At 59.9% G+C, this 22,575-nt stretch carries 19 protein-coding genes; 10 read left to right on the top strand and 9 right to left on the bottom strand.

All coding sequences use genetic code 11. The annotated features are described in order from the left end of the window. Positions 1-86: 86 nt before the first annotated feature. Positions 87-1,088 (top strand): glutathione S-transferase family protein, encoded by a 1,002-nt coding sequence (locus AB4O36_RS07250; RefSeq protein ID WP_460141346.1) that lies wholly within the window; start codon positions 87-89, stop codon positions 1,086-1,088. A 90-nt stretch (positions 1,089-1,178) separates the two neighbouring features. On the opposite strand, the gene cysG is transcribed toward AB4O36_RS07250, so the two are convergent. The 6 genes from cysG to AB4O36_RS07220 all read right to left on the bottom strand — a co-directional run bounded on the left by cysG (position 1,179) and on the right by AB4O36_RS07220 (position 8,821). Continuing rightward, complete coding sequence (gene cysG, locus AB4O36_RS07245) at positions 1,179-2,573, bottom strand: siroheme synthase CysG (protein ID WP_460122908.1); 1,395 nt, start codon at positions 2,571-2,573, stop codon at positions 1,179-1,181. Next, complete coding sequence (gene serS, locus AB4O36_RS07240) at positions 2,574-3,854, bottom strand: serine--tRNA ligase (RefSeq protein WP_460122905.1); 1,281 nt, start codon at positions 3,852-3,854, stop codon at positions 2,574-2,576. Positions 3,855-3,869: 15 nt separating this feature from the next. Beyond that, the gene (gene crcB, locus AB4O36_RS07235; RefSeq protein ID WP_460122902.1) at positions 3,870-4,244 is read right to left on the bottom strand and encodes a fluoride efflux transporter CrcB; all 375 of its coding nucleotides are present in this window, start codon (positions 4,242-4,244) and stop codon (positions 3,870-3,872) included. Further along, entirely contained in the window at positions 4,244-5,566 is a 1,323-nt protein-coding gene (locus tag AB4O36_RS07230; protein WP_460141345.1) for a replication-associated recombination protein A, read from the bottom strand. The genes crcB and AB4O36_RS07230 overlap by 1 nt, the downstream gene beginning before the upstream one ends. A gap of 153 nt (positions 5,567-5,719) precedes the next feature. After that, on the bottom strand, positions 5,720-6,343 hold the full coding sequence (lolA, locus tag AB4O36_RS07225) for an outer membrane lipoprotein chaperone LolA (RefSeq protein ID WP_460122897.1): 624 nt from the start codon (positions 6,341-6,343) through the stop codon (positions 5,720-5,722). A gap of 66 nt (positions 6,344-6,409) precedes the next feature. Beyond that, positions 6,410-8,821 (bottom strand): DNA translocase FtsK, encoded by a 2,412-nt coding sequence (locus AB4O36_RS07220; protein WP_460122894.1) that lies wholly within the window; start codon positions 8,819-8,821, stop codon positions 6,410-6,412. A 528-nt stretch (positions 8,822-9,349) separates the two neighbouring features. Here AB4O36_RS07220 and aat point away from each other — a divergent pair. The 3 genes from aat to infA all read left to right on the top strand — a co-directional run bounded on the left by aat (position 9,350) and on the right by infA (position 11,113). Further along, on the top strand, positions 9,350-10,030 hold the full coding sequence (aat, locus tag AB4O36_RS07215) for a leucyl/phenylalanyl-tRNA--protein transferase (protein WP_460141344.1): 681 nt from the start codon (positions 9,350-9,352) through the stop codon (positions 10,028-10,030). 56 nt (positions 10,031-10,086) lie between these two features. Next, positions 10,087-10,794, top strand: a complete 708-nt coding sequence (locus AB4O36_RS07210; protein WP_460122888.1) for an arginyltransferase — start codon at positions 10,087-10,089, stop codon at positions 10,792-10,794. Between the two features lie 100 nt (positions 10,795-10,894). After that, positions 10,895-11,113 carry a translation initiation factor IF-1 gene (infA, locus tag AB4O36_RS07205; RefSeq protein WP_002553999.1) on the top strand — a complete coding sequence of 73 codons (219 nt, stop codon included), beginning with the start codon at positions 10,895-10,897 and terminating at the stop codon, positions 11,111-11,113. A 227-nt stretch (positions 11,114-11,340) separates the two neighbouring features. Here infA and clpA read toward each other — a convergent pair whose 3' ends face one another. After that, positions 11,341-13,611, bottom strand: a complete 2,271-nt coding sequence (gene clpA / locus AB4O36_RS07200; RefSeq protein WP_460141343.1) for an ATP-dependent Clp protease ATP-binding subunit ClpA — start codon at positions 13,609-13,611, stop codon at positions 11,341-11,343. Positions 13,612-13,641: 30 nt separating this feature from the next. Then, on the bottom strand, positions 13,642-14,025 hold the full coding sequence (gene clpS / locus AB4O36_RS07195) for an ATP-dependent Clp protease adapter ClpS (RefSeq protein WP_192304177.1): 384 nt from the start codon (positions 14,023-14,025) through the stop codon (positions 13,642-13,644). A 223-nt stretch (positions 14,026-14,248) separates the two neighbouring features. On the opposite strand from clpS, the gene cspD reads away from it, so the two are divergent. Next, positions 14,249-14,518: a cold shock domain-containing protein CspD gene (cspD, locus tag AB4O36_RS07190; protein WP_460122882.1), complete on the top strand. Its 270-nt coding sequence runs from the start codon at positions 14,249-14,251 to the stop codon at positions 14,516-14,518. 80 nt (positions 14,519-14,598) lie between these two features. On the opposite strand, the gene icd is transcribed toward cspD, so the two are convergent. Further along, positions 14,599-15,855, bottom strand: coding sequence for an NADP-dependent isocitrate dehydrogenase (icd, locus tag AB4O36_RS07185; protein WP_460122879.1), 1,257 nt, complete (start codon positions 15,853-15,855; stop codon positions 14,599-14,601). Between the two features lie 507 nt (positions 15,856-16,362). Here icd and AB4O36_RS07180 point away from each other — a divergent pair. The 5 genes from AB4O36_RS07180 to purB all read left to right on the top strand — a co-directional run bounded on the left by AB4O36_RS07180 (position 16,363) and on the right by purB (position 22,533). Next, the gene (locus AB4O36_RS07180) at positions 16,363-18,588 is read left to right on the top strand and encodes an NADP-dependent isocitrate dehydrogenase (protein ID WP_460141342.1); all 2,226 of its coding nucleotides are present in this window, start codon (positions 16,363-16,365) and stop codon (positions 18,586-18,588) included. Between the two features lie 187 nt (positions 18,589-18,775). Beyond that, the gene (locus AB4O36_RS07175) at positions 18,776-19,222 is read left to right on the top strand and encodes an NUDIX hydrolase (protein ID WP_460141341.1); all 447 of its coding nucleotides are present in this window, start codon (positions 18,776-18,778) and stop codon (positions 19,220-19,222) included. Positions 19,223-19,281: 59 nt separating this feature from the next. Next, the gene (gene mnmA / locus AB4O36_RS07170) at positions 19,282-20,415 is read left to right on the top strand and encodes a tRNA 2-thiouridine(34) synthase MnmA (protein ID WP_460122870.1); all 1,134 of its coding nucleotides are present in this window, start codon (positions 19,282-19,284) and stop codon (positions 20,413-20,415) included. Then, positions 20,412-21,035, top strand: a complete 624-nt coding sequence (gene hflD, locus AB4O36_RS07165) for a high frequency lysogenization protein HflD (protein ID WP_460122867.1) — start codon at positions 20,412-20,414, stop codon at positions 21,033-21,035. The genes mnmA and hflD overlap by 4 nt, the downstream gene beginning before the upstream one ends. Before the next feature lie 127 nt (positions 21,036-21,162). Beyond that, positions 21,163-22,533 carry an adenylosuccinate lyase gene (gene purB, locus AB4O36_RS07160; RefSeq protein ID WP_460122862.1) on the top strand — a complete coding sequence of 457 codons (1,371 nt, stop codon included), beginning with the start codon at positions 21,163-21,165 and terminating at the stop codon, positions 22,531-22,533. Positions 22,534-22,575: the final 42 nt, after the last annotated feature.

Raw genomic sequence — 22,575 nt, 5'->3', positions numbered from 1 at the left:
AATAACTGTCTACGATTTGCGCTTTTTTATCGAACCTATAGGAATAGAATCCTCTCCAATGAATATTGGTTTGAGGAGTCGTGGACATGGGTTTGCTCGTAGAAGGTCAATGGCAGGACAAGTGGTACGAAAGCAGCAAGGACGGCACCTTCCAGCGTGAACAGGCTCAGCGACGCAACTGGGTGACCGCTGACGGCCAACCTGGCCCGAGCGGTGTGGGTGGCTTTGCCGCCGAGGCCGGTCGTTACCACCTTTACGTTTCGCTGGCCTGTCCCTGGGCCCATCGCACGCTGATCCTCCGCAAACTCAAAGGCTTGGAAGACCTGATCGATGTCTCCGTGGTCAGTTGGCTGATGCTCGAAAACGGTTGGACCTTCGACCAGACACTCGGCTCCACCGGCGACAAGCTCGATCACTTTGACTTCATGCACCAGCGCTACACCGCCGACACCGCCGACTACACCGGCCGCGTGACCGTACCGGTATTGTGGGACAAGCAACAAAACCGCATCGTCAGCAATGAATCGGCGGAGATCATCCGCATGTTCAACACCGCCTTCGACGATCTGACGGGCAATGACCTGGACTTCTACCCCGCCCCGCTACGCGGCGAGATCGCTGCACTGAACGAGCGGATTTATCCTGCGGTGAACAACGGGGTGTACCGCGCAGGCTTCGCCACCTCGCAACAGGCCTACGAAGACGCCTTCGATGGATTGTTCGCAGAACTGGATTACCTGGAAGGACTGCTCGGCGCCAATCGCTACCTGGCCGGCCAATACCTGACCGAAGCCGACATCCGCTTGTTCACCACGCTGATCCGTTTTGACGCGGTGTACCACGGACACTTCAAATGCAACCTGCGGCGCATTGCCGATTACCCGAACCTGTCGAACTGGCTGCGGGAAATCTACCAGTGGCCAGACGTTGCCGAGACCGTGGATTTCACCCACATCAAGAATCACTACTACGGCAGCCACAAAACCATCAACCCGACGGGTGTAGTACCCAAAGGTCCGGAGCAGGACTTCACCGGGGCTCATGACCGGGCGCGATTGAGTGGCAAAGGGGTTTGGCGCAGGGCATGAGATTGTTAAAAGCATCGCGGGCAAGCCCGCTCCCACAGGTGCAGCGGCGCATCTGTAGGAGCGGGCTTGCCCGCGACGGGCTCGACGCGGTCAGACCTGCGCCTGCGCCCCTTCAAACCACGCCAGCTTCTCGCGCAACTGCACGACTTCCCCAACAATCACCAGCGTCGGCGCATGCACTTCATGCTCTGCCACCATTTCCGACAGGTTGGCCAGGGTGCCGGTAAACACCCGCTGGTTGGTGGTGGTGCCCTGCTGGATCAACGCCGCCGGGGTATCGGCCGCGCGACCGTGCTGGATCAACTGCTCGCAAATGACCGGCAAGCCCACCAGCCCCATGTAAAACACCAGGGTCTGCGAAGGCGAGACCAGGTCGGCCCACGGCAGGTCGGTGGTGCCATCCTTGAGGTGCCCAGTGACGAACCGCACCGACTGCGCGTAATCACGATGCGTCAGCGGTATCCCCGCATACGCCGCACAACCGCTGGCCGCCGTAATGCCCGGCACAACCTGGAACGGGATGCCCTGAGCCGCCAGCTCTTCGATCTCTTCACCGCCACGGCCGAAGATGAACGGATCACCGCCCTTCAACCGCACCACGCGCTTGCCCTGTTTGGCCAGGTCCACCAGATGCTGGTTGATCTGATCCTGAGGCACCGCGTGATCGGCGCGGCGTTTGCCGACGTAGACGCGCTCGGCGTCTCGACGGCACAGCTCAAGGATTGCCGGCGCCACCAGGCGGTCGTACAACACCACATCGGCCTGCTGCATAAGACGTAGCGCACGGAAAGTCAGCAGGTCGGGATCACCCGGCCCCGCCCCCACCAGATAGACCTCACCCGTGGCCACTGGCGCTTCACCGGCGATCTTCGCCTGTAACAGGCGTTCGGCTTCGGCACCCTGCCCGGCCAGTTGGCGGTCGGCAATCGGCCCCTGGAACACGTCCTCCCAGAACGCCCGGCGTTGCTGCACATCCGGGAACAAGCCCTTGACCTGATTGCGAAAACGCGCTGCCAGGCCGGCCAGTTGACCGTAGGTCGAAGGAATCCAGGTTTCCAGCTTGGCGCGGATCAGTCGCGCCAGCACCGGCGCATCGCCACCGCTGGACACGGCAATGATCAACGGCGAACGATCGACGATCGCCGGGAAAATTACGCTGCACAACGCAGGCGCATCCACCACGTTGACCGGCACGCAACGCCGGTGGGCGTCGGCGGAAACCCGTGCGTTCAACGGTTCGTCGTCGGTGGCGGCGATGATCAGCGCACAACCGTCCATATCCGTTTCGCTATAACCACGCAACAGGCACTCGCCACCGCTGCCGGCGACCAGTTCGCGCAACTGTGATTCGATTTCAGGTGCAACCACCCGCAACTGCGCACCGGCATCGGCCAGCAGGCGGGACTTGCGCAAGGCAATCTCCCCCCCGCCGACGACCAACACACGACTGCCGCGCAGGTTATGAAACAGCGGCAGATAGTCCATTTAACCGATGACCTCGAGGCCACCCATGTACGGTTTCAGTACGTCCGGCACGCGGATCGAACCGTCGGCCTGCTGGTAGTTTTCCAGCACCGCCACCAGGGTACGACCGACCGCGAGGCCGGAACCGTTGAGGGTATGTACCAACTCAGGCTTGCCGGTTTCCGGATTGCGGAAGCGCGCTTGCATGCGACGGGCCTGGAAGTCACCGCAGTTGGAGCACGACGAGATTTCGCGGTATTTGTCCTGGCTCGGAATCCACACTTCCAGATCGTAGGTCTTGACCGCGCTGAAACCCATGTCGCCGGTGCACAGCGCCAGGGTGCGGTAAGGCAGTTCCAGCAGTTGCAGGACTTTCTCGGCGTTGGCGGTCAGCCCTTCCAGCGCTTCCATGGATTTGCCCGGCTCGACGATCTGTACCATTTCGACCTTGTCGAATTGGTGCTGGCGGATCATGCCGCGGGTATCGCGACCCGAGGCGCCCGCTTCACTGCGGAAGCACGGCGTGTGAGCAACGAACTTGATCGGCAGCAGTTTCGCATCGACGATTTCGCCGGCCACGATGTTGGTCAGCGACACTTCGGCGGTCGGGATCAGGTACAGGTCGGCTTCGCCTTCGCGACCGATCTTGAACAGGTCTTCTTCGAATTTCGGCAACTGGCCGGTGCCTTGCAACGCCGGAGCCTGGACCAGATACGGCGTATAGGCCTCTTCGTAGCCATGCTCGGTGACGTGCAGGTTGATCATGAACTGCGCCAGGGCGCGGTGCAGGCGGGCAATCGGGCCGCGCAACAGGGCGAAGCGTGCGCCGGACAGCTTGGCAGCGGTCTCGAAGTCGAGCCAGCCGAACTTTTCGCCCAGTGCGACGTGGTCTTGCACCGGGAAATCAAACGCCGTTGGTGTCCCCCAGCGACGCACTTCAACGTTGCCCTCTTCGTCAGCACCGACCGGCACGGATTCATGCGGCAGGTTCGGGATGCCCAGCAGGATCGAGTCCAGTTCGGTCTGGATCGCGTCCAGCTCGACCTTGCCGGCACTCAATTCATTGGCCATGCGCTCGACGTCCGCCATCAACGGCGCAATGTCTTCGCCGCGCTGCTTGGCCTGACCGATGGATTTGGAGCGCGCATTACGTTCAGCCTGCAGTGCTTCGGTGCGGGTCTGGACGGTCTTGCGCTGTTCTTCCAGCGCTTCGATGCGCGCAACGTCCAGCGTGTAGCCACGGGAGGTCAGGCGGTCCGCTACGTTCTGAAGATCGCTACGTAACAGTTTGGAATCGAGCATGTCGGTCTCTCGTTATCAAAGTTTGGTCAAGGACAGGCCAGCCCACGTGGCGAGCAGCCCGCCGAATACGCTGATGGCAGCATAGCCCAGGGCCAGCGGCACCTGCCCGCTTTCCAGCAGGCGCACCGTATCCAGTGAAAAGGACGAAAAAGTCGTCAGCCCCCCGAGGAAGCCGACCATCAACCCGGCGCGTACCTCGATCGGTACTTCCGGGCGTATCAAAAACAGGCCGTATAAAACGCCGATCAGCAAACAGCCGACGATATTAACGGCGAGCGTCGCGGTATAGAAGTGCCGCGGCCAATTGGCATTGATCCAATTGCCGGTGGCGAAGCGCAATAAAGTACCGGCCATCCCGCCGACGGACACCGCAACGATCAATGGGACCACTATTTTCTCCGCTGCCTTGGGCTCATTCGATCCAGTTGTGCGAGGTGATTGAGCTTCTCGCCGATCTTCAATTCCAGGCCGCGTGGCACGGGTTGATAGAAGGGTTGCGGCTCAAGCTCCTCGGGAAAGTAGTCTTCGCCGGCCGCGTAGGCATCCGGTTCGTCATGGGCGTAGCGGTACTCGTCGCCGTAACCCAGTTGCTTCATCAGTTTGGTCGGCGCGTTGCGCAAATGCAGAGGCACTTCAAGCGAGCCGTGTTCGGCAGCACTGCGCATCGCGGCCTTGAAACCCATGTACACCGCGTTGCTCTTTGGTGCACAAGCCAAATAGGTGATGGCCTGAGCCACCGCCAGCTCGCCTTCCGGGCTGCCGAGGCGCTCCTGCACGTCCCAGGCCGCCAGGCACAGGCTCAGTGCACGCGGGTCGGCGTTGCCGATGTCTTCACTGGCCATGCGCACTACACGCCGGGCAAGGTACAACGGATCGCAACCGCCATCGATCATCCGCGCAAACCAGTACAGTGCGCCATCGGGGTTGGAGCCACGCACCGATTTGTGCAGTGCAGAAATCTGGTCATAGAACGCCTCGCCGCCCTTGTCGAAACGTCGACGGGTGTCGCCAAGCAGGCTCTGCAACAAGTCGACGCCGATCTCGCTGTCGTCCTCGGCAAGGTCCGAAGCGTTTTCCAGCAGGTTGAGCAGACGCCGACCATCACCATCAGCCGCGGACAACAGCATCTGGAAACCTTCGTCGCTGATCGTCAGGTGACGCTTGCCCAGCCCGCGCTCCTCTGTCAGCGCACGTTGCACCAGTTTGCGCAACGCGGTTTCGTCGAGGCTTTTGAGCACATAGACCCTCGCCCGAGACAGCAACGCGTTGTTGAGTTCGAACGAGGGGTTTTCAGTGGTGGCGCCGATGAAGATCAGCGTGCCGTCTTCGACATAGGGCAGGAATGCGTCCTGCTGCGACTTGTTGAAGCGGTGCACCTCATCGACGAACAGAATGGTGCGCTTGCCGTACTGGCCAGCCTGCTGCTTGGCGATTTCCACCGCCTGGCGGATTTCCTTCACCCCGGCCAGGACTGCCGAGACGGTTTCGAAGTGCGCGTCCGAGACTTCCGCCAGCAACCGCGCCAGGGTGGTCTTGCCCACGCCGGGCGGCCCCCAGAAGATCATCGAGTGCAGCGCACCCTGTTCCAGCGCCTCGCGCAAGGGCTTGCCGCGAGCGAGCACGTGCTCCTGACCGACGTACTCGTCCAGGTTAGCCGCACGCAGGCGGGCGGCCAGGGGCTGAGCAATCGGGGCGCTGCGAAACAGGTCCATCACGTGCCTTTAAAACCTCGTTTATCTGGGTATCACCTTCACCTGTAGGAGCGAATTTATTCGCGATGGTCGTCAACGATGACGCTGGGAACCTGACACCCAGCGGCGTTCTTGAGTCCATCGCGAGCAAGCTCGCTCCTACAGGAGACCGCGTTATTCCTGGATCACGTCGGCACCCTTGGGTACATCGAACTTGAATTTGGACGCCGGGATCGGCTCGTTGGCCTTCACGCCAGTGAACAGGATATTGGTGCGCTGACCGACGCTGTCGATCAGTTGCATGTCATTGACCAGGCCATTGCGAAACGACAGGCGCAGACTGTCAAACAGGGTGTCCTTGGTTTTCGGCTTCAAGGTGAAGTCGATCACGCCGCCGGCTTCCTTGGCGCTGATGTCGAAACTCTGGCTGATCTTGGACACATCGCCCGACAGCAGCAGCGCCGGCGTCTGGCTCAGGCGCAGGTCGAGGGTTTTGATGGTCGCCTGCTCAAGGTCCGGGTCCCACAGCGTCACTTTCTTGCCGTCGGACACCACGACCTGCTCGGCCGGCGCATCGGTGTGCCAGTAGAAAAGACCCGGCCGCTGGACGGACATCTCGCCCGCCGTTTCCTGCAATTGCGTACCGCTGCCATCAAGGGTCAGCTGCGAGAAACGTGCAGTCAGGGTCTGGGATTTTTCCAGAAGTTGAGTCAGGCGCGCCACATCCTTGTCATCGGCGTGGGCCGAAAGCGTGGTCAAAGCCAGTACCGGCAACAACAGCATGCGGATCAGACGCATGGGAGTCCTCAATTACGATGGTGGGAGTGCGGGTGGCACCGGGGGTGCCACCCTTTCAATATCCGGTCAGTCGCGCACCGGACCAGGGGCCAGGACTTCACGCGAGCCGTTGGTATTCATGGCCGTCACGACCCCGGCCATTTCCATGGCCTCGATCATGCGCGCGGCGCGGTTGTAGCCGATTTTCAACTTGCGCTGAACCGCGGAAATGGACGCCCGGCGGCTTTCCAGCACGAACTGCACCGCCTCGTCGTACAAAGCGTCGGCTTCCGGGTCATCACCGTCGCCACCGCCGCTGCTGCTTTCGAAGCCACTGCCGGCCTCTTCGACACCGTTGAGGATGTCGTCGTTGTACTCCGGCGCGCCACGCAGTTTCCAGGCCTCGACGACCCGATGAACCTCATCGTCGGACACGAAGGCGCCGTGGACACGGATCGGCAGGCTGGTGCCCGGCGGCATATAGAGCATGTCACCGTGGCCCAGCAGTTGCTCGGCACCACCCTGGTCGATGATGGTGCGCGAGTCGATCTTGCTCGACACCTGGAACGCCATACGGGTCGGGATGTTGGCCTTGATCAGACCGGTAATCACGTCCACCGACGGCCGCTGGGTCGCGAGGATCAGGTGGATACCCGCCGCCCGCGCCTTCTGCGCGATACGGGCGATCAGTTCTTCAACCTTCTTGCCAACGATCATCATCATGTCGGCGAATTCGTCGACCACCACGACGATGGTCGGCAGTTTCTGCAACAGCGGCGCTTCGTCGTGGATGCTTTCGCGCTTGTACAGCGGATCGCTCAACGGCTCGCCAGCGTCGATGGCTTCCTTGACCTTGGCGTTGAAGCCCGACAGGTTGCGCACGCCCATCTTCGCCATCAGCTTGTAGCGACGCTCCATCTCGGCCACGCTCCAGCGCAGGGCGTTGGCCGCGTCTTTCATGTCGGTGACCACCGGGCACAGCAGGTGCGGAATGCCTTCGTAGATCGACAGCTCGAGCATTTTCGGGTCGATCATGATCAGCTTGGCGTCATCCGGGCCGGACTTGAACAGGATCGAGAGGATCATCGCGTTCACACCCACCGACTTACCGGAACCGGTGGTACCGGCCACCAGCAGGTGCGGCATCTTCGCCAAGTCAGTGATGACCGGTTTACCGCCGATGTCATGACCCAGGGCCAGGGTGACGGGAGATTTGAAATTGTCGTACTCAGGCGTCGAGAGCACTTCGGAGAAGCGCACGATCTGCCGGTCTTCGTTGGGAATCTCGATACCGACGGTGGTCTTGCCCGGAATCACTTCCACCACCCGCACGCTGGTCACAGCCAGGGATCGCGCCAGGTCCTTGGCCAGGTTGGCGATGCGACTGACTTTCACACCCGCGGCCGGCTGGATTTCGTAACGGGTAATCACCGGGCCCGGGTGGATCGAATCCACCGTGACCTCGACACCAAACTCCTTGAGTTTGATCTCCAGCAAATGACCGACGGCCGCCAGGGATTCAGGGGAATAGTTGAGCTGTTTCTTTTCGGCAGGGTCGAGAATCGAGATCGGTGGCAAGGTGCCTTCGACGGCGCTGTCGACGAACAGCGGAACCTGTTTTTCCTTTTCCACTCGTTTGCTTGGCGCGGCAGGCTTGATCGGCGCAGGGGCGATGACCGGAGGCACCTGCTTCTCGCGTTCGGACATGTGCTTGCTCAGGGCCTGTTCGCGCTCGATCAGGCGCTCCTTGACCTTGGCCTGCTCGCGTTTGTCCGTCACGGTAGGAGCGACCACGTCATGGACGCGATCGTCGACTTCACGCAATTGTGCGACCAGTTGCTTGCGCTCGACGCGCGACGACCACCACCGATTCGCTGCGCTCTGCACCAACTCGAACAGGTCGAGAGTGATCTTGCCGGTAATGTCCATCACCTTGAACCACGACAGGTCGGTGAAGACGGTCAGGCCAAACAGGAACAGGGCGATGAACAGCAAGGTGCTGCCCTGGATGTTGAACGCGTTGCGGGCGAGGTCGCCAAGGCTCTCGCCCAATGCACCACCCGCGCCGGCCGGCAGCCCCGTCGGGGTATGGAAATGGATGTGCGCCAGCGCGGCGCCCGACAGCACCAGAAACACCAGGCCAATCAGGCGCCAGGAGAACAGCCAGCCGCTCCATTGCCAGGGTTCATGACGCTGGCGGAAGATCTGATAAACCTTGATCGCCAACAGCAGCGGGAAGATGTAAGCGAAATAACCCAGCACCATGAACAGGATGTCGGCGCTGTAGGAGCCGGCCGGACCGCCGAAGTTCTGCACGTCGTCGATCTTGCTGTTGTGGCTCCAGCCCGGATCGTCCTTGCCATAGGTCAGCAAGGCCATCATCAGGAACAGGCACAGGGCGCCGATGGCGATCAATGCACCTTCCTTGAGTCGGTAGTGCAAATTCTGGCGCCAGATCGGAACGACGGCTGGTTTCGGTGCTGCAGTGGATTTCTTCAAAACGCTACTTTTCCTGCGCCGCCAACGGCGCGTCCATCTGTTGAATGACTATAAAAAACTGCCCATTCCAGGCAGGTAAAAAATTAACGAGCGCGACCGAGACTACTTTTAACATTGCGCTCCCGTTTTTATAAACACGGTGCACACTGCTTATTTTGTTACAAGCCGCATTGTACGGGTTTGTCTCGCTGAAGCCACGGCTCAGACGCCCGCATCAAGAATAGCCAACAATGCGCTCGAAGCGACGTAATTTGAGCACGCATTACCTTTTGTGACAAAGGCTTATGGATGCTTTTCGATATTGACTGCAAGTTGTGCGCGGCGCCATAGCGCTCGCTTACGACCACATCGCTCGCGCCAAGTTGCAACCTTGCGCGTGTAACCAGGATGTACGTATCAATGCCTCGCGCCCGGGCGAGACGGCCCCGACGCAAGGCAAATGGTGAAAATTGCTCGACGACATTCCCGCCATTTGGTTGCAAACTTCAGGCAGGCACCCCGCCCTCCCCTTCTGTAAGTCCGGACGCCATGCTGACCTGGTTACAACGCAACTCCCTGACCTTCCCGCCACTGGAAAAAGCCATGCGCGACCCCAATGGGTTGCTGGCGGCCGGCGGCGACCTGTCCGCCGATCGCCTGGTCCAGGCTTATCGCCATGGCTGCTTTCCCTGGTTTTCCGAAGGGCAGCCGATTTTGTGGTGGTCACCTGACCCACGCACGGTGCTGTTTCCCGACGAACTGCACGTCTCGCGCAGCCTGAGCAAATTATTGCGCCAACAGCGCTATCAGGTGACGTTCGACCAGGACTTCGCCGCGGTCATCCACGCCTGCGCCGCGCCCCGGGCCTACGCCGACGGTACCTGGATTACCGAAGCAATGTGCAATGCCTACCTCGAACTGCACCGCCGTGGATATGCCCATAGCGTTGAAGTCTGGGACGATGGCCAACTGGTCGGCGGCCTGTACGGCCTGGCGATGGGCCAACTGTTTTTCGGCGAGTCGATGTTCAGTCGTGCCGACAACGCTTCCAAGTTTGGTTTTGCCAAGCTGGTCAAACATCTGAAAGACTCGGGTTTCGTGCTGATCGATTGCCAGATGCCCACCGATCACCTGCACAGCCTCGGCGCCCGCGCCATCCCACGCCAGGACTTCGCCGGCTACCTGGCGCGACACCTGGACCAACCCAACCGCGCCACCTGGGTTTGCTGAGCGACTTTGGCGCGCTTGGCTTACACTTATTCAAAAGCTTATCCCGAGGGTTGATCATGACCGAGTTGGCGCGTTTGAAGTTCTATGCCACTCAACCCCACTCTTGCAGTTACCTGCCCGAGGAGCAGGCCACCACGCTGTTTCTCGACCCCAGCCAGCCCATGGATGTGCATGTTTATGCAGACCTGTCGGAAATGGGTTTTCGTCGCAGCGGCGATCATCTTTACCGGCCACACTGCCAGAACTGCAATGCGTGCGTGCCGGCGCGCATTCCCGTCGCGCAGTTTGTACCCAACCGTCAGCAGAAACGCATCTTCAAGCGCAATGCCGACCTGCAAGTACGCCCCGCCAAACCCAAGTTCAGCGAAGAATACTTCGAGCTGTACCAGCGCTACATCGAACAGCGCCACGCCGATGGCGACATGTATCCGCCCAGTCGCGATCAATTTTCTACCTTTCTGGTACGCGACCTGCCGTTTTCGCGTTTTTATGAGTTTCGGCTCAATGGCCAGCTTCTGGCCGTGGCCGTGACCGACTTGCTGCCCAATGGCCTGTCGGCGGTCTACACCTTCTATGAACCCAACGAAGAACGACGCAGCCTGGGGCGCTATGCGATCCTCTGGCAGATCGCCGAGACCCAACGCCTGCAACTGGAAGCGGTGTACCTGGGCTACTGGATCAAGAACTGCAAAAAGATGAGTTACAAGACCCAATATCGCCCCATTGAACTGCTGATTAACCAGCGATGGGTCATCCTGAACTAGAACCCCTTGGCGTAAACCCCATTTTTCGGGCACAATGCACGCCGCTTTTGCCTGGCGCAGTTGCACCGGGCCATTCATTGGACACCGAGGGCTTTACTGCATGTCGAAAGAAGACAGCTTCGAAATGGAAGGCACTGTCGTCGACACCCTGCCCAACACCATGTTTCGCGTGGAGTTGGAAAATGGGCACGTCGTAACCGCGCACATCTCCGGCAAGATGCGCAAGAACTACATTCGTATTCTTACCGGCGACAAAGTGCGCGTCGAGCTGACTCCCTATGACTTGAGCAAAGGGCGCATCACTTACCGCGCTCGTTAATCAAGTCAATACAAGACGCCCGGCTTTGGCCGGGCGTTTTTGTTTGTGCGGGAGTGCACTCCCCCCTGTAGGAGCGAGCATGCTCGCGATGCGCGCAGAGACACCGCTTGGTGTCAGACGCCCAGCGTTATCGTTGGCGCCCATCGCGAGCATGCTCGCTCCTACAGTCGCGCGGCGATATGAAAAAAGGCGCCTTTCGGCGCCTTTTTCCTTGCAGCAGTCAAACATCAGGCCATTTCGGCAGTGGTTTCGAAATCGAAGGTCAGCTCGCCATCCTTGATGTCGATATGCACCACGCCACCATGGTCCGCCAGTTCGCCAAACAGGATCTCTTCCGCCAGCGGACGCTTGATCTTGTCCTGGATCAAACGCGCCATCGGCCGAGCCCCCATTGCCGAGTCGTAGCCACCCTGCGCCAGCCAACTGCGCGCTGCATCGGTCACTTCCAGCTGCACGCGCTTGTCTTCCAGTTGCGCCTGAAGCTCGGTAAGGAACTTGTCCACCACGCTTTTGATGACCTCATGGCTGAGGCGACCAAATTGGATAATGGTGTCCAGGCGGTTGCGGAACTCAGGCGTGAAGCTCTTCTTGATCACTTCCATCGCATCGGACGAGTGGTCCTGATGAGTGAAACCGATAGAAGCCCGCGCTGCGGTTTCGGCACCGGCGTTGGTCGTCATGATGACGATGACGTTACGGAAATCCGCCTTGCGTCCGTTGTTATCGGTCAGCGTACCGTGGTCCATGACCTGCAACAGCAGGTTGAAGACTTCCGGATGCGCCTTCTCGATTTCATCGAGCAACAATACACAGTGAGGCTGCTTGGTAATGGCTTCGGTCAGCAAACCGCCCTGATCGAACCCGACGTAGCCTGGAGGCGCACCGATGAGACGCGAGACCGTGTGGCGCTCCATGTACTCGGACATGTCGAATCGCACAAGCTCGACACCCAGAGCCTTGGCCAATTGCCGCGCTGCCTCGGTCTTACCTACCCCGGTAGGCCCTGCGAACAGGAACGAACCGACGGGTTTGTCCGGCGACTTGAGGCCGGCACGGGACAGCTTGATGGCGGTGGCCAGCGAATCGATGGCCGCGTCCTGGCCGAACACCGTCAGCTTCAGGTCACGCTCGAGGTTACGCAGCAGCTCCTTGTCGGAACTGGTGACGTGTTTTGGCGGTATCCGCGCAATTTTCGCGACGATGTCCTCGACCTGAGGCACTTCGATGCGTTTCACGCGTTTTTCCGCCGGCTGCAGACGCTGGTAGGCGCCCGCCTCGTCGATGACGTCGATCGCCTTGTCCGGCATGTGCCGATCATTGATGTAGCGCGAAGCGAGTTCAGCGGCGGCGCGCAAGGCTTCATCACTGTATTCGATGTTGTGATGCAGCTCGAAGCGCCCTTTCAGGCCGCGCAGGATACCCACGGTATCTTCCACCGAAGGTTCCGACACATCGACCTTCTGGAAGCGTCGCGCCAGGGCGCGGTCTTTTTCGAAGATCCCGCGAAACTCCTGGAAGGTAGTCGAACCGATGCAGCGGATATCACCGGACGACAGCAGCGGCTTGAGCAGGTTCGAGGCATCCATGACGCCACCGGACGCAGCCCCTGCACCGATGATGGTGTGGATTTCGTCGATGAACAGGATCGCCTGCGGGCGTTTTTTCAGCTCGCCGAGCAGCGCCTTGAAGCGCTTCTCGAAATCGCCACGGTATTTGGTCCCGGCCAGCAAGGCGCCCAGATCGAGGGAGTACACCACGCTGTTGGCCAGAAGGTCCGGCACCTGGTTGTCGACAATGCGCTTGGCCAGGCCCTCGGCGATCGCGGTTTTACCCACGCCCGCCTCGCCGACCAGCAGCGGGTTGTTTTTGCGGCGCCGCGCAAGAATCTGAGCAACGCGCTCGACTTCGAGCTCACGACCCACCAGCGGATCGATCCGCCCCTGGCGCGCGAGTTCGTTGAGGTTGCTGGCATAAGCATCCAGGGGATTGCCTGAAGAAGAAGACTCACCGCCCTCGTCGTCCTGCATATCTTGCTCACCTTCAGAGTGATCGCCGTGCCCCGGCACCTTGGAAATGCCATGGGCGATGTAGTTGACGACATCGATGCGCGCAACGCTCTGCTGTTTCAGCAGGAACACTGCCTGACTTTCCTGTTCACTGAAGATTGCAACCAGCACGTTGGCGCCAGTCACTTCGCGTTTGCCCGAGCTCTGTACATGGAAGACAGCACGTTGCAGAACACGCTGGAAGCCCAGGGTTGGCTGGGTTTCGCGGTCCTCGTCATGAACGGGGATCAATGGCGTGGTGGAGTCGATGAACTCCTGCAGGTCATGCTTGAGTTTGTCGAGGTTTGCGCCGCAGGCACGCAAAACGGTGGCGGCAGCCTCATTATCCAATAGGGCCAGCAGGAGATGCTCGACGGTCATGAACTCATGACGCTTCGAACGGGCCTCCTTAAAGGCTAGATTGAGGGTGACTTCGAGCTCGCGGTTTAACATAGCTTCACCTCATACCCAAGTGGTCGGCGATTAACCGTCCTTCTCGATTTCACAGAGTAGCGGATGCTGGCTTTCCCTGGCGTACTGGTTGACCTGCATGGCCTTGGTCTCGGCAATGTCGCGGGTAAACACTCCACATACTGCCCGTCCTTCGGTATGGACGGCCAGCATGACCTTGGTCGCCAGCTCGCGATTCAGATTAAAAAACACCTCGAGCACTTCGACGACGAAATCCATCGGTGTGTAGTCATCATTGAACAAAACCACCTTGTACATCGGCGGCGCCTGTAAAGCAGGCTTGGCCTCCTGAACAGCAATGCCTGCGGAATCGTCGTCGTGTTCCTCCGGGCGATCATTCTGGAGAGTCGGGCGATCCTGATTGAATGTTAGTCGAATCTGGCTGATTGCATGCATGGAAAGAAAGGTTCGTCAGTTGTGCAAATACAGTATTGGGGGCGGTTTTCAACGATTTCAACACCGGCTGCCGGGTCGCCTTGACTATCGGCAAAACGGTGTTACAACCAATAGAGCCCACAGTGGGTAAAAAAGGTCCGTGGAGTCAATCATATTTAAAGATTTGGCTGCGGATGTCTGGATGATACTCCAGTGATGGAGTCCGTTGCAGAGGGATATGTGTATGGCAGTCGGCAAGGTGAAGTGGTTCAACAATGCAAAGGGGTATGGCTTCATCAACGAGGAAGGCAAGTCGGAAGACCTGTTTGCCCATTACTCGGCCATCAAGATGGACGGCTACAAGACCCTGAAGGCTGGCCAGGCTGTATCCTTCAAAATCATCCAGGGCCCCAAGGGGCTGCATGCGGTGGATATTAATGACGCAGCGGTCAAGAATCCCGAGACACCGGCAGTTGCAGCGCTCAACAGCGCGCATGACACCGTCCCGAACTGACCTGCCCGCCGATACCCAGCCATAAAAAAACCGCCCCGCTCAAGTGATTGAGCCGAGCGGTTTTTTGGCTGCTTGCGGGTTTACATGTGCTTGATCAGCGCCTCGCCGAACCCGGAAGACGATACCAGGGTGGCGCCCTCCATCAGGCGCTCGAAGTCATAGGTCACCGTCTTGGCCTTGATCGCTCCGTTGGTGCCCTTGATGATCAGGTCCGCCGCCTCGGTCCAGCCCAGGTGACGCAGCATCATCTCGGCCGACAGGATGACTGACCCCGGGTTGACCTGATCCTTGCCAGCGTACTTCGGCGCGGTGCCATGGGTCGCTTCGAACATGGCCACGGTGTCGGACAGGTTGGCGCCCGGCGCGATGCCGATGCCGCCCACCTCTGCCGCCAATGCGTCGGAGAGATAATCGCCGTTGAGGTTCAGGGTTGCGATCACGTCATATTCGGCAGGACGCAGCAGGATCTGCTGGAGCATGGCGTCGGCGATGGCATCCTTGACGATGACTTCGCGACCGGTTTTCGGGTTCTTGAACTTCATCCATGGGCCGCCATCGAGCAGCTCGGCGCCGAATTCGTTCTTCGCCACCTCATAGCCCCAGTCCTTGAAGGCACCTTCGGTGAATTTCATGATGTTGCCCTTGTGTACGATGGTCAGCGACTTGCGGTCGTTGTCCACCACGTACTGCAGAGCCTTGCGCACCAGACGCTGGGTGCCCTCTTTCGAGACCGGCTTGATGCCGATGCCGCAGTCCTGGTCGAAACGGATCTTGGTGACGCCCATTTCTTCCTTCAGGAACTTGATAACCTTGTTGGCCTCAGGCGAACCGGCCTTCCACTCGATACCGGCGTAGATGTCTTCGGAGTTCTCGCGGAAAATCACCATGTCGACGTCGCCAGGTTTTTTCACCGGGCTTGGCACGCCTTCAAACCACACCACCGGGCGCAGGCAGACGTACAGGTCCAGTTGCTGGCGCAGGGCTACGTTAAGCGATCGGATACCGCCACCGACTGGCGTGGTCAGCGGTCCCTTGATGGAAACCACATAGTCTTTCACGGCATCCAGGGTTTCCTGGGGCAGCCAGGTGTCCTGGTCATAAACCTGGGTGGCTTTCTCGCCGGCATAGACTTCCATCCAGGAAATCTTGCGCTTGCCCCCATAGGCCTTTTCCACGGCAGCATCAACCACTTTGATCATTACGGGACTGACATCGACGCCAATACCGTCCCCTTCGATGAACGGGATGATCGGATTGTCAGGAACATTGAGAGAATGGTCTGCATTGACGGTGATTTTGCCACCGACGGCTGGAACCTGAATCTTCTTGTAACCCATGCTGAACTCCATTATTTGGATTGAACATCTGGCTTGGTTCGAACATACCCCAGTTGAATCGGCGCGCAAACCCTATGTTCCACCCATCTGCCGCAAAGCCACGCAGTTAGTGCCCTACAAGCCTGAAAACCAAGGGAAAAGCGCCAAACTCAAGCACGTGCCACGACTCTACGCTCCAGGCCTGCCTGCGACCTTTAGACCAATGGACGACAATCGTTGCATATGAACCATCGGCAGATTGCCAGCTACCTATGTATAATGCCGCCCGCTGACCACAGAGTCACGACGGCCGACCTCTCCTGCAACTGTATTAGTAGCCGAGATCTCGGGCCTGAAAAGCAGGGCTGTTATCACCGCCCATACGCTTGCCGCTCGACTGATGCACCCAACATCACCGCGCACAAATCTCGACATTCGGCTCATGGATGACTTTGAACGAACGCGCTTATCCGGCGCACCTCGAGTTTCTGCGCACGCTTTAGCATAGAAGAGAGAGTTAATCCGAATATGCCCACCCGCTCGAAGATCATCTATACCTTCACCGACGAAGCCCCAGCCCTCGCCACCTATTCTCTGTTGCCTATCGTAGAGGCGTTCACCGCCTCGGCTGATATCGCCGTGGAAACCCGCGATATCTCTCTTGCAGGGCGCATCCTGGCCAGCTTCCCCGAGCAACTGGGTGACAAAGCCGTAGCCGACCACCTCGCCGAACTGGGCGACCTGGCCGTTACGCCTGAAGCCAACATCATCAAGCTGCCTAACATCAGCGCCTCGGTTCCACAGCTGCAAGCCGCGATCAAGGAACTGCAAGCCCAGGGCTACGCGCTGCCGGACTATCCGGAAACCGTGACCAACGACGCCGACAAAGACGCCAAGGCGCGTTATGACAAGATCAAGGGCAGCGCCGTGAACCCGGTCCTGCGCGAAGGCAACTCTGACCGTCGCGCGCCGCTGTCGGTCAAGAACTACGCACGCAAGCACCCGCACAAAATGGGCGCCTGGGCCAAGGACTCCAAGTCCCACGTCGCGCACATGAGCACCGGCGATTTCTACGGCAGCGAAAAGGCCGCCCTGATCGACGCCGCTGGCGCCGTTAAAATCGAGCTGATCGCTCAGGACGGCACCGCCACCGTTCTGAAGGAAAAGACCACCGTACAAGCGGGTGAGATCCTCGATTGCGCCGTGATGAGCAAAAACGCCCTGCGCGCGTTCATCGCTGCCGAAATCGACAGCGCCAAGCAACAAGGCGTACTGCTGTCGGTTCACCTCAAAGCCACCATGATGAAGGTTTCCGACCCCATCATGTTCGGCCAGATCGTTGCCGAGTTCTACAAGGACGCACTGGCCAAGCACGCTGACGTGCTGGCACAGATCGGCTTCAACCTGAACAACGGCATTGGCGACCTGTACGCGCGCATCAAATCCCTGCCAGCCGAACAGCAAGCCGCCATCGAAGCCGACATCCAGGCGGTCTACGCCGTTCGTCCGGCGCTGGCCATGGTCAACTCCGACAAGGGCATCACCAACCTGCACGTGCCGAGCGACGTCATCGTCGACGCCTCGATGCCGGCCATGATCCGTGACTCGGGCAAGATGTGGGGCACCGACGGTCAACTGCACGACACCAAGGCTGTGATCCCGGACCGCTGCTACGCCACCATCTACCAGGCCGTGATCGAAGATTGCAAAGCCAACGGTGCGTTCGATCCGACCACCATGGGCAGCGTGCCAAACGTTGGCCTGATGGCCAAAAAAGCCGAAGAGTATGGCTCGCACGACAAGACTTTCCAGATCAAGAGCAACGGCGTTGTCCGCGTAACGGACAGCAACGGTACCCTGCTGCTGGAACAGTCGGTTGAAGCCGGCGACATCTTCCGCATGTGCCAGACCAAAGACGCGCCGATCCAGGACTGGGTCAAACTGGCCGTCAACCGTGCTCGCGCCAGCAGCACTCCGGCCATTTTCTGGCTGGACCCAATGCGCGCCCACGACGGCGTGGTGATCGAGAAGGTTCAGGCTTACCTGAAGGATCACGACACCGCTGGCCTGGACATCCAGATCATGGCTCCAGTCGACGCAATGAAGTACACCCTGCAGCGCACCCGCGAAGGGAAGGACACCATTTCGGTGACCGGTAACGTACTGCGCGACTACCTGACCGACCTGTTCCCGATCATGGAACTGGGCACCAGCGCCAAGATGCTGTCGATCGTGCCGCTGATGAATGGTGGTGGCCTGTTCGAAACCGGCGCCGGCGGTTCGGCACCCAAGCACGTTCAACAACTGCTGGAAGAGAACTTCCTGCGCTGGGACTCCCTGGGTGAGTTCCTGGCTCTGGCCGCTTCCCTGGAGCACCTGGGCGTGAACTACAACAACCCCAAGGCGCTGGTTCTGGCCAAGACCCTGGACCAGGCCACTGGCCAGTTCCTGGACAACAACAAGTCGCCATCGCGCAAAGTCGGCAACATCGACAACCGCGGCAGCCACTTCTACCTGGCACTGTACTGGGCCCAGGCCCTGGCCGCCCAGACCGAAGACACTGCACTGCAAGCGCAGTTCGCGACCCTGGCCAAGACACTGGCCGAGAACGAGGCAACCATCGTTGCCGAGCTCAACGCCGTGCAGGGCAAGCCAGTTGATATCGGTGGTTACTACCACGCCGATGCCGAGCTGATCAGCAAGGCCATGCGTCCGAGCGCTACGCTGAACGCGGCGATTGCTGCACTGGTGTAAAGTTGTAAAGCTGCAAGCGAACCCCGGCCCAGTGCCGGGGTTTGTGTTTCTGGCCCCCCTGTAGGAGCTGGCTTGCCGGCGATGGCGATTCATCTCTCACCATTGATGCAGGCTGACCCACCGCTATCGCTGGCAAACCAGCTCCTACAGGGGTTAGTGTGATGACATTTATACATCGAGGACACCCATGGACTGGCAACCCCACATCACCGTCGCCACCATCGTCGAAGACAACGGCCGCTTCCTGATGGTCGAAGAGACCAAACACGGGCGCAACGTGCTCAACCAGCCCGCCGGCCACCTCGACCCCAATGAGACCCTGATCGAAGCCGCCGTGCGCGAAACTCTCGAGGAAACCGGCTGGGACGTCGAGCCGACCGGCGTACTGGGTATCTACCTGTACACCGCCCCCAGCAACGGCGTGACCTACCAAAGGGTCTGCTTCATTGCCAAGGCTCTTAAACACCACCCCGACTATCAACTGGACGACGGCATCGTCGGCGCCCGGTGGCTGACCCGTGATGAATTGATCGAGCAGCGAGAACACTGGCGCAGCGAGTTGATCATGCGTTGCATCGATGATTATCTGGACGGTAAACGCTTCGCCCTCGAACTGATCCGCCCTTCTCTTTAGCCTTGTGGACCGCAGCCTGATAGAATCGCGTCCTTTTTCAAGACACTCATTAAATCCCTATGCGTGATCCAGCCCCTTCTGACACACAAAAGAAGCGCGTCATTGTCGGCATGTCCGGCGGCGTGGACTCTTCCGTTTCCGCCCTCCTGCTGATCGAGCAGGGTTACGAGGTGGAAGGCCTGTTCATGAAGAACTGGGAAGAAGACGACGGAACGGAATATTGCACGGCCATGGACGACCTGGCGGACGCTCAGGCCGTGTGCGACAAGATTGGCATCAAGCTGCACACCGCCAACTTCGCCGCCGAGTACTGGGACAACGTGTTCGAGCATTTCCTGGCCGAATACAAGGCCGGTCGCACGCCGAACCCGGACATCCTGTGCAACCGCGAGATCAAGTTCAAGGCGTTCCTCGACTACGCCATGATGCTGGGCGCTGACCTGATCGCCACCGGCCACTACGTACGCCGGCGTGACATCGATGGCCGCACCGAGCTGCTCAAGGGCCTGGACCCGAACAAGGACCAGAGCTACTTCCTGCACGCCGTCGGCGGTGAACAGATCGCCAAGACCCTGTTCCCGGTCGGCGAACTGGAAAAACCGCAGGTCCGGGCGATTGCCGAGAAATACGAACTGGCCACCGCGAAGAAGAAAGACTCCACCGGGATCTGCTTCATCGGCGAGCGCCGCTTCAGCGACTTCCTCAAGCAGTACCTGCCGGCACAACCGGGCGAGATCAAGACCACCGAAGGCGAAGTCATCGGCCGCCACCATGGCCTGATGTACCACACCATCGGCCAGCGTCAGGGCCTGGGCATCGGCGGCCTCAAAGACGCCAGCGATGAGCCGTGGTACGTGCTGATCAAGGACCTGGAGCACAACGAGCTGATCGTCGGCCAGGGTAATGATCACCCGTACCTGTTCTCCCGCGCCCTGCTCGCCTCGGACATCTATTGGGTCAACCCGATCGAACTGAGCCAGCCGCGCAAGCTGACCGCCAAGGTCCGCTATCGCCAGGGCGACCAGCCGTGCACGCTCGAAAAAACGGCCACCGGCTATCGTGCGACCTTCGATGACCCGCAACGCGCAGTCACCCCGGGCCAATCGGTCGTGTTCTACGACGGCGAAATCTGCCTGGGCGGCGGCGTCATTGAAGTGGCTGAACCGTGGACCAGCAAAGGCAACGCCTCATGAGCCCGATCCAGGAGCAATTGACGGCACTGGGCGGCGTGTTTCTCGCCGCCGTGCTGGTAGACCGAATCGCCAAGACCGGCCAGACCAGCGAAGCAGGCCTGACCTGCATGCTCGGCAGCCTGCTGATCCGCGACCCCAAGGACACCCTGGAAGTCTACGGCGGCGATGACCTCAATCTGCGTGAAGGTTATCGTGCGCTGATCGGCGCCCTTGAACGCGACCCGAGCACGCTCCAGCGCGAGCCGTTGCGCTATGCCCTGGCAATGCTGGGCCTTGAGCGTCAACTGGCCAAGCGCGATGACATGCTGGAAGTGATTGGCAAACGCCTGCCACAGATCCAGTCCCAGGTCGAACACTTCGGCCCCGCTCACGAAAACGTGATCGCGGCATGCGGCGCCTTGTACCAGGACACCCTGAGCACCCTGCGCCAGCGGATTCAGGTGCATGGCGACATGCGCAACCTGCAACAACCGAGCAACGCCTCGAAGATCCGCGCGCTGCTGTTGGCGGGTATCCGCTCCGCGCGCCTGTGGCGGCAACTGGGCGGCCATCGCTGGCAGTTGGTGATCAGCCGCAAAAAACTGCTCAAAGAGCTTTACCCGCTGATGCGCAGCAGTTGATTTGGCACCCGCAGCACCCTGTTTGATGTGAAACGCGTACAACGCTGGTCAGTTGGCAACGGACCGGCGGTTTTTTTCATGTATGATACGCGCCCCATTTCGTTGCCCGACTGTCCGAGAACACCCCATGCAGCTCTCTTCGCTCACTGCGGTTTCCCCTGTTGACGGCCGCTACGCCGGCAAAACCCAGGCCCTGCGCCCAATTTTCAGCGAGTACGGCCTGATCCGTGCCCGCGTCCTGGTTGAAGTGCGCTGGCTCCAGCGCCTGGCCGCCCACCCGGGTATCGGTGAAGTGCCGGCGTTCTCCGCCGAGGCCAACGCCGTCCTGAATGCCCTGGCGGAAAACTTCTCCGTCGAGCACGCCGAGCGCGTCAAAGAGATCGAGCGCACCACCAACCACGACGTCAAAGCCATCGAATACCTGCTCAAAGAGCAAGCGGCCAAACTGCCGGAACTGGCGGCTGTCAGCGAATTCATCCACTTTGCCTGCACCAGCGAGGACATCAACAACCTGTCCCACGCCCTGATGCTGCGCGAAGGCCGTGATGATGTAATGCTGCCACTGATGCGCCAGACGGCCGAAGCCATCCGTGAACTGGCGATCCGCTTCGCCGATGTGCCCATGCTGTCGCGCACCCACGGCCAGGCCGCATCGCCGACCACCCTGGGCAAGGAACTGGCAAACGTGGTGTACCGCCTGGAGCGCCAGATCGCCCAGGTGGCGGCCGTTCCGCTGCTGGGCAAGATCAACGGTGCTGTCGGCAACTACAACGCTCACCTGTCGGCCTACCCGGAAATCGACTGGGAAGCCAACGCCCGCGCGTTCATCGAGGACGAACTGGGCCTGGGTTTCAACCCTTACACCACCCAGATCGAGCCGCACGACTACATCGCCGAACTGTTCGACGCGATCGCGCGTTTCAACACCATCCTGATCGACTTCGACCGCGACATCTGGGGCTACATCTCCCTGGGCTACTTCAAGCAGCGCACCATTGCTGGCGAAATCGGTTCCTCGACCATGCCGCACAAGGTCAACCCGATCGACTTCGAAAACTCCGAAGGCAACCTGGGCATCGCCAACGCCCTGTTCCAGCACCTGGCGAGCAAATTGCCGATTTCCCGCTGGCAGCGCGACCTGACCGACTCCACCGTACTGCGCAATCTCGGTGTCGGCTTCGCCCACAGCGTGATCGCGTACGAAGCCAGCCTCAAGGGCATCAGCAAACTCGAACTCAACGCGCAGAAAATTGCCGCTGACCTGGACGCTTGCTGGGAAGTCCTGGCCGAGCCGATTCAAACGGTCATGCGTCGCTACAACATCGAAAACCCGTACGAGAAGCTCAAAGAGTTGACCCGTGGCAAAGGCATCAGCCCTGAAGCATTGCAGACTTTCATCGACGGACTGGATATGCCTGCCCCTGCCAAGGCCGAACTGAAACTGCTCACCCCGGCCAACTACATCGGCAACGCCGTGGCACAAGCCAAGCGCATCTGATCGACCGCTGACCCCGTTTGAGACGCCCGGCAGCGCCGGGCG

Source organism: Pseudomonas sp. S2_E01 (genome assembly GCF_054668365.1).
Note: the sequence above shows the minus strand (reverse complement) of the source record. Positions and strands in the feature narration are given on the sequence as shown.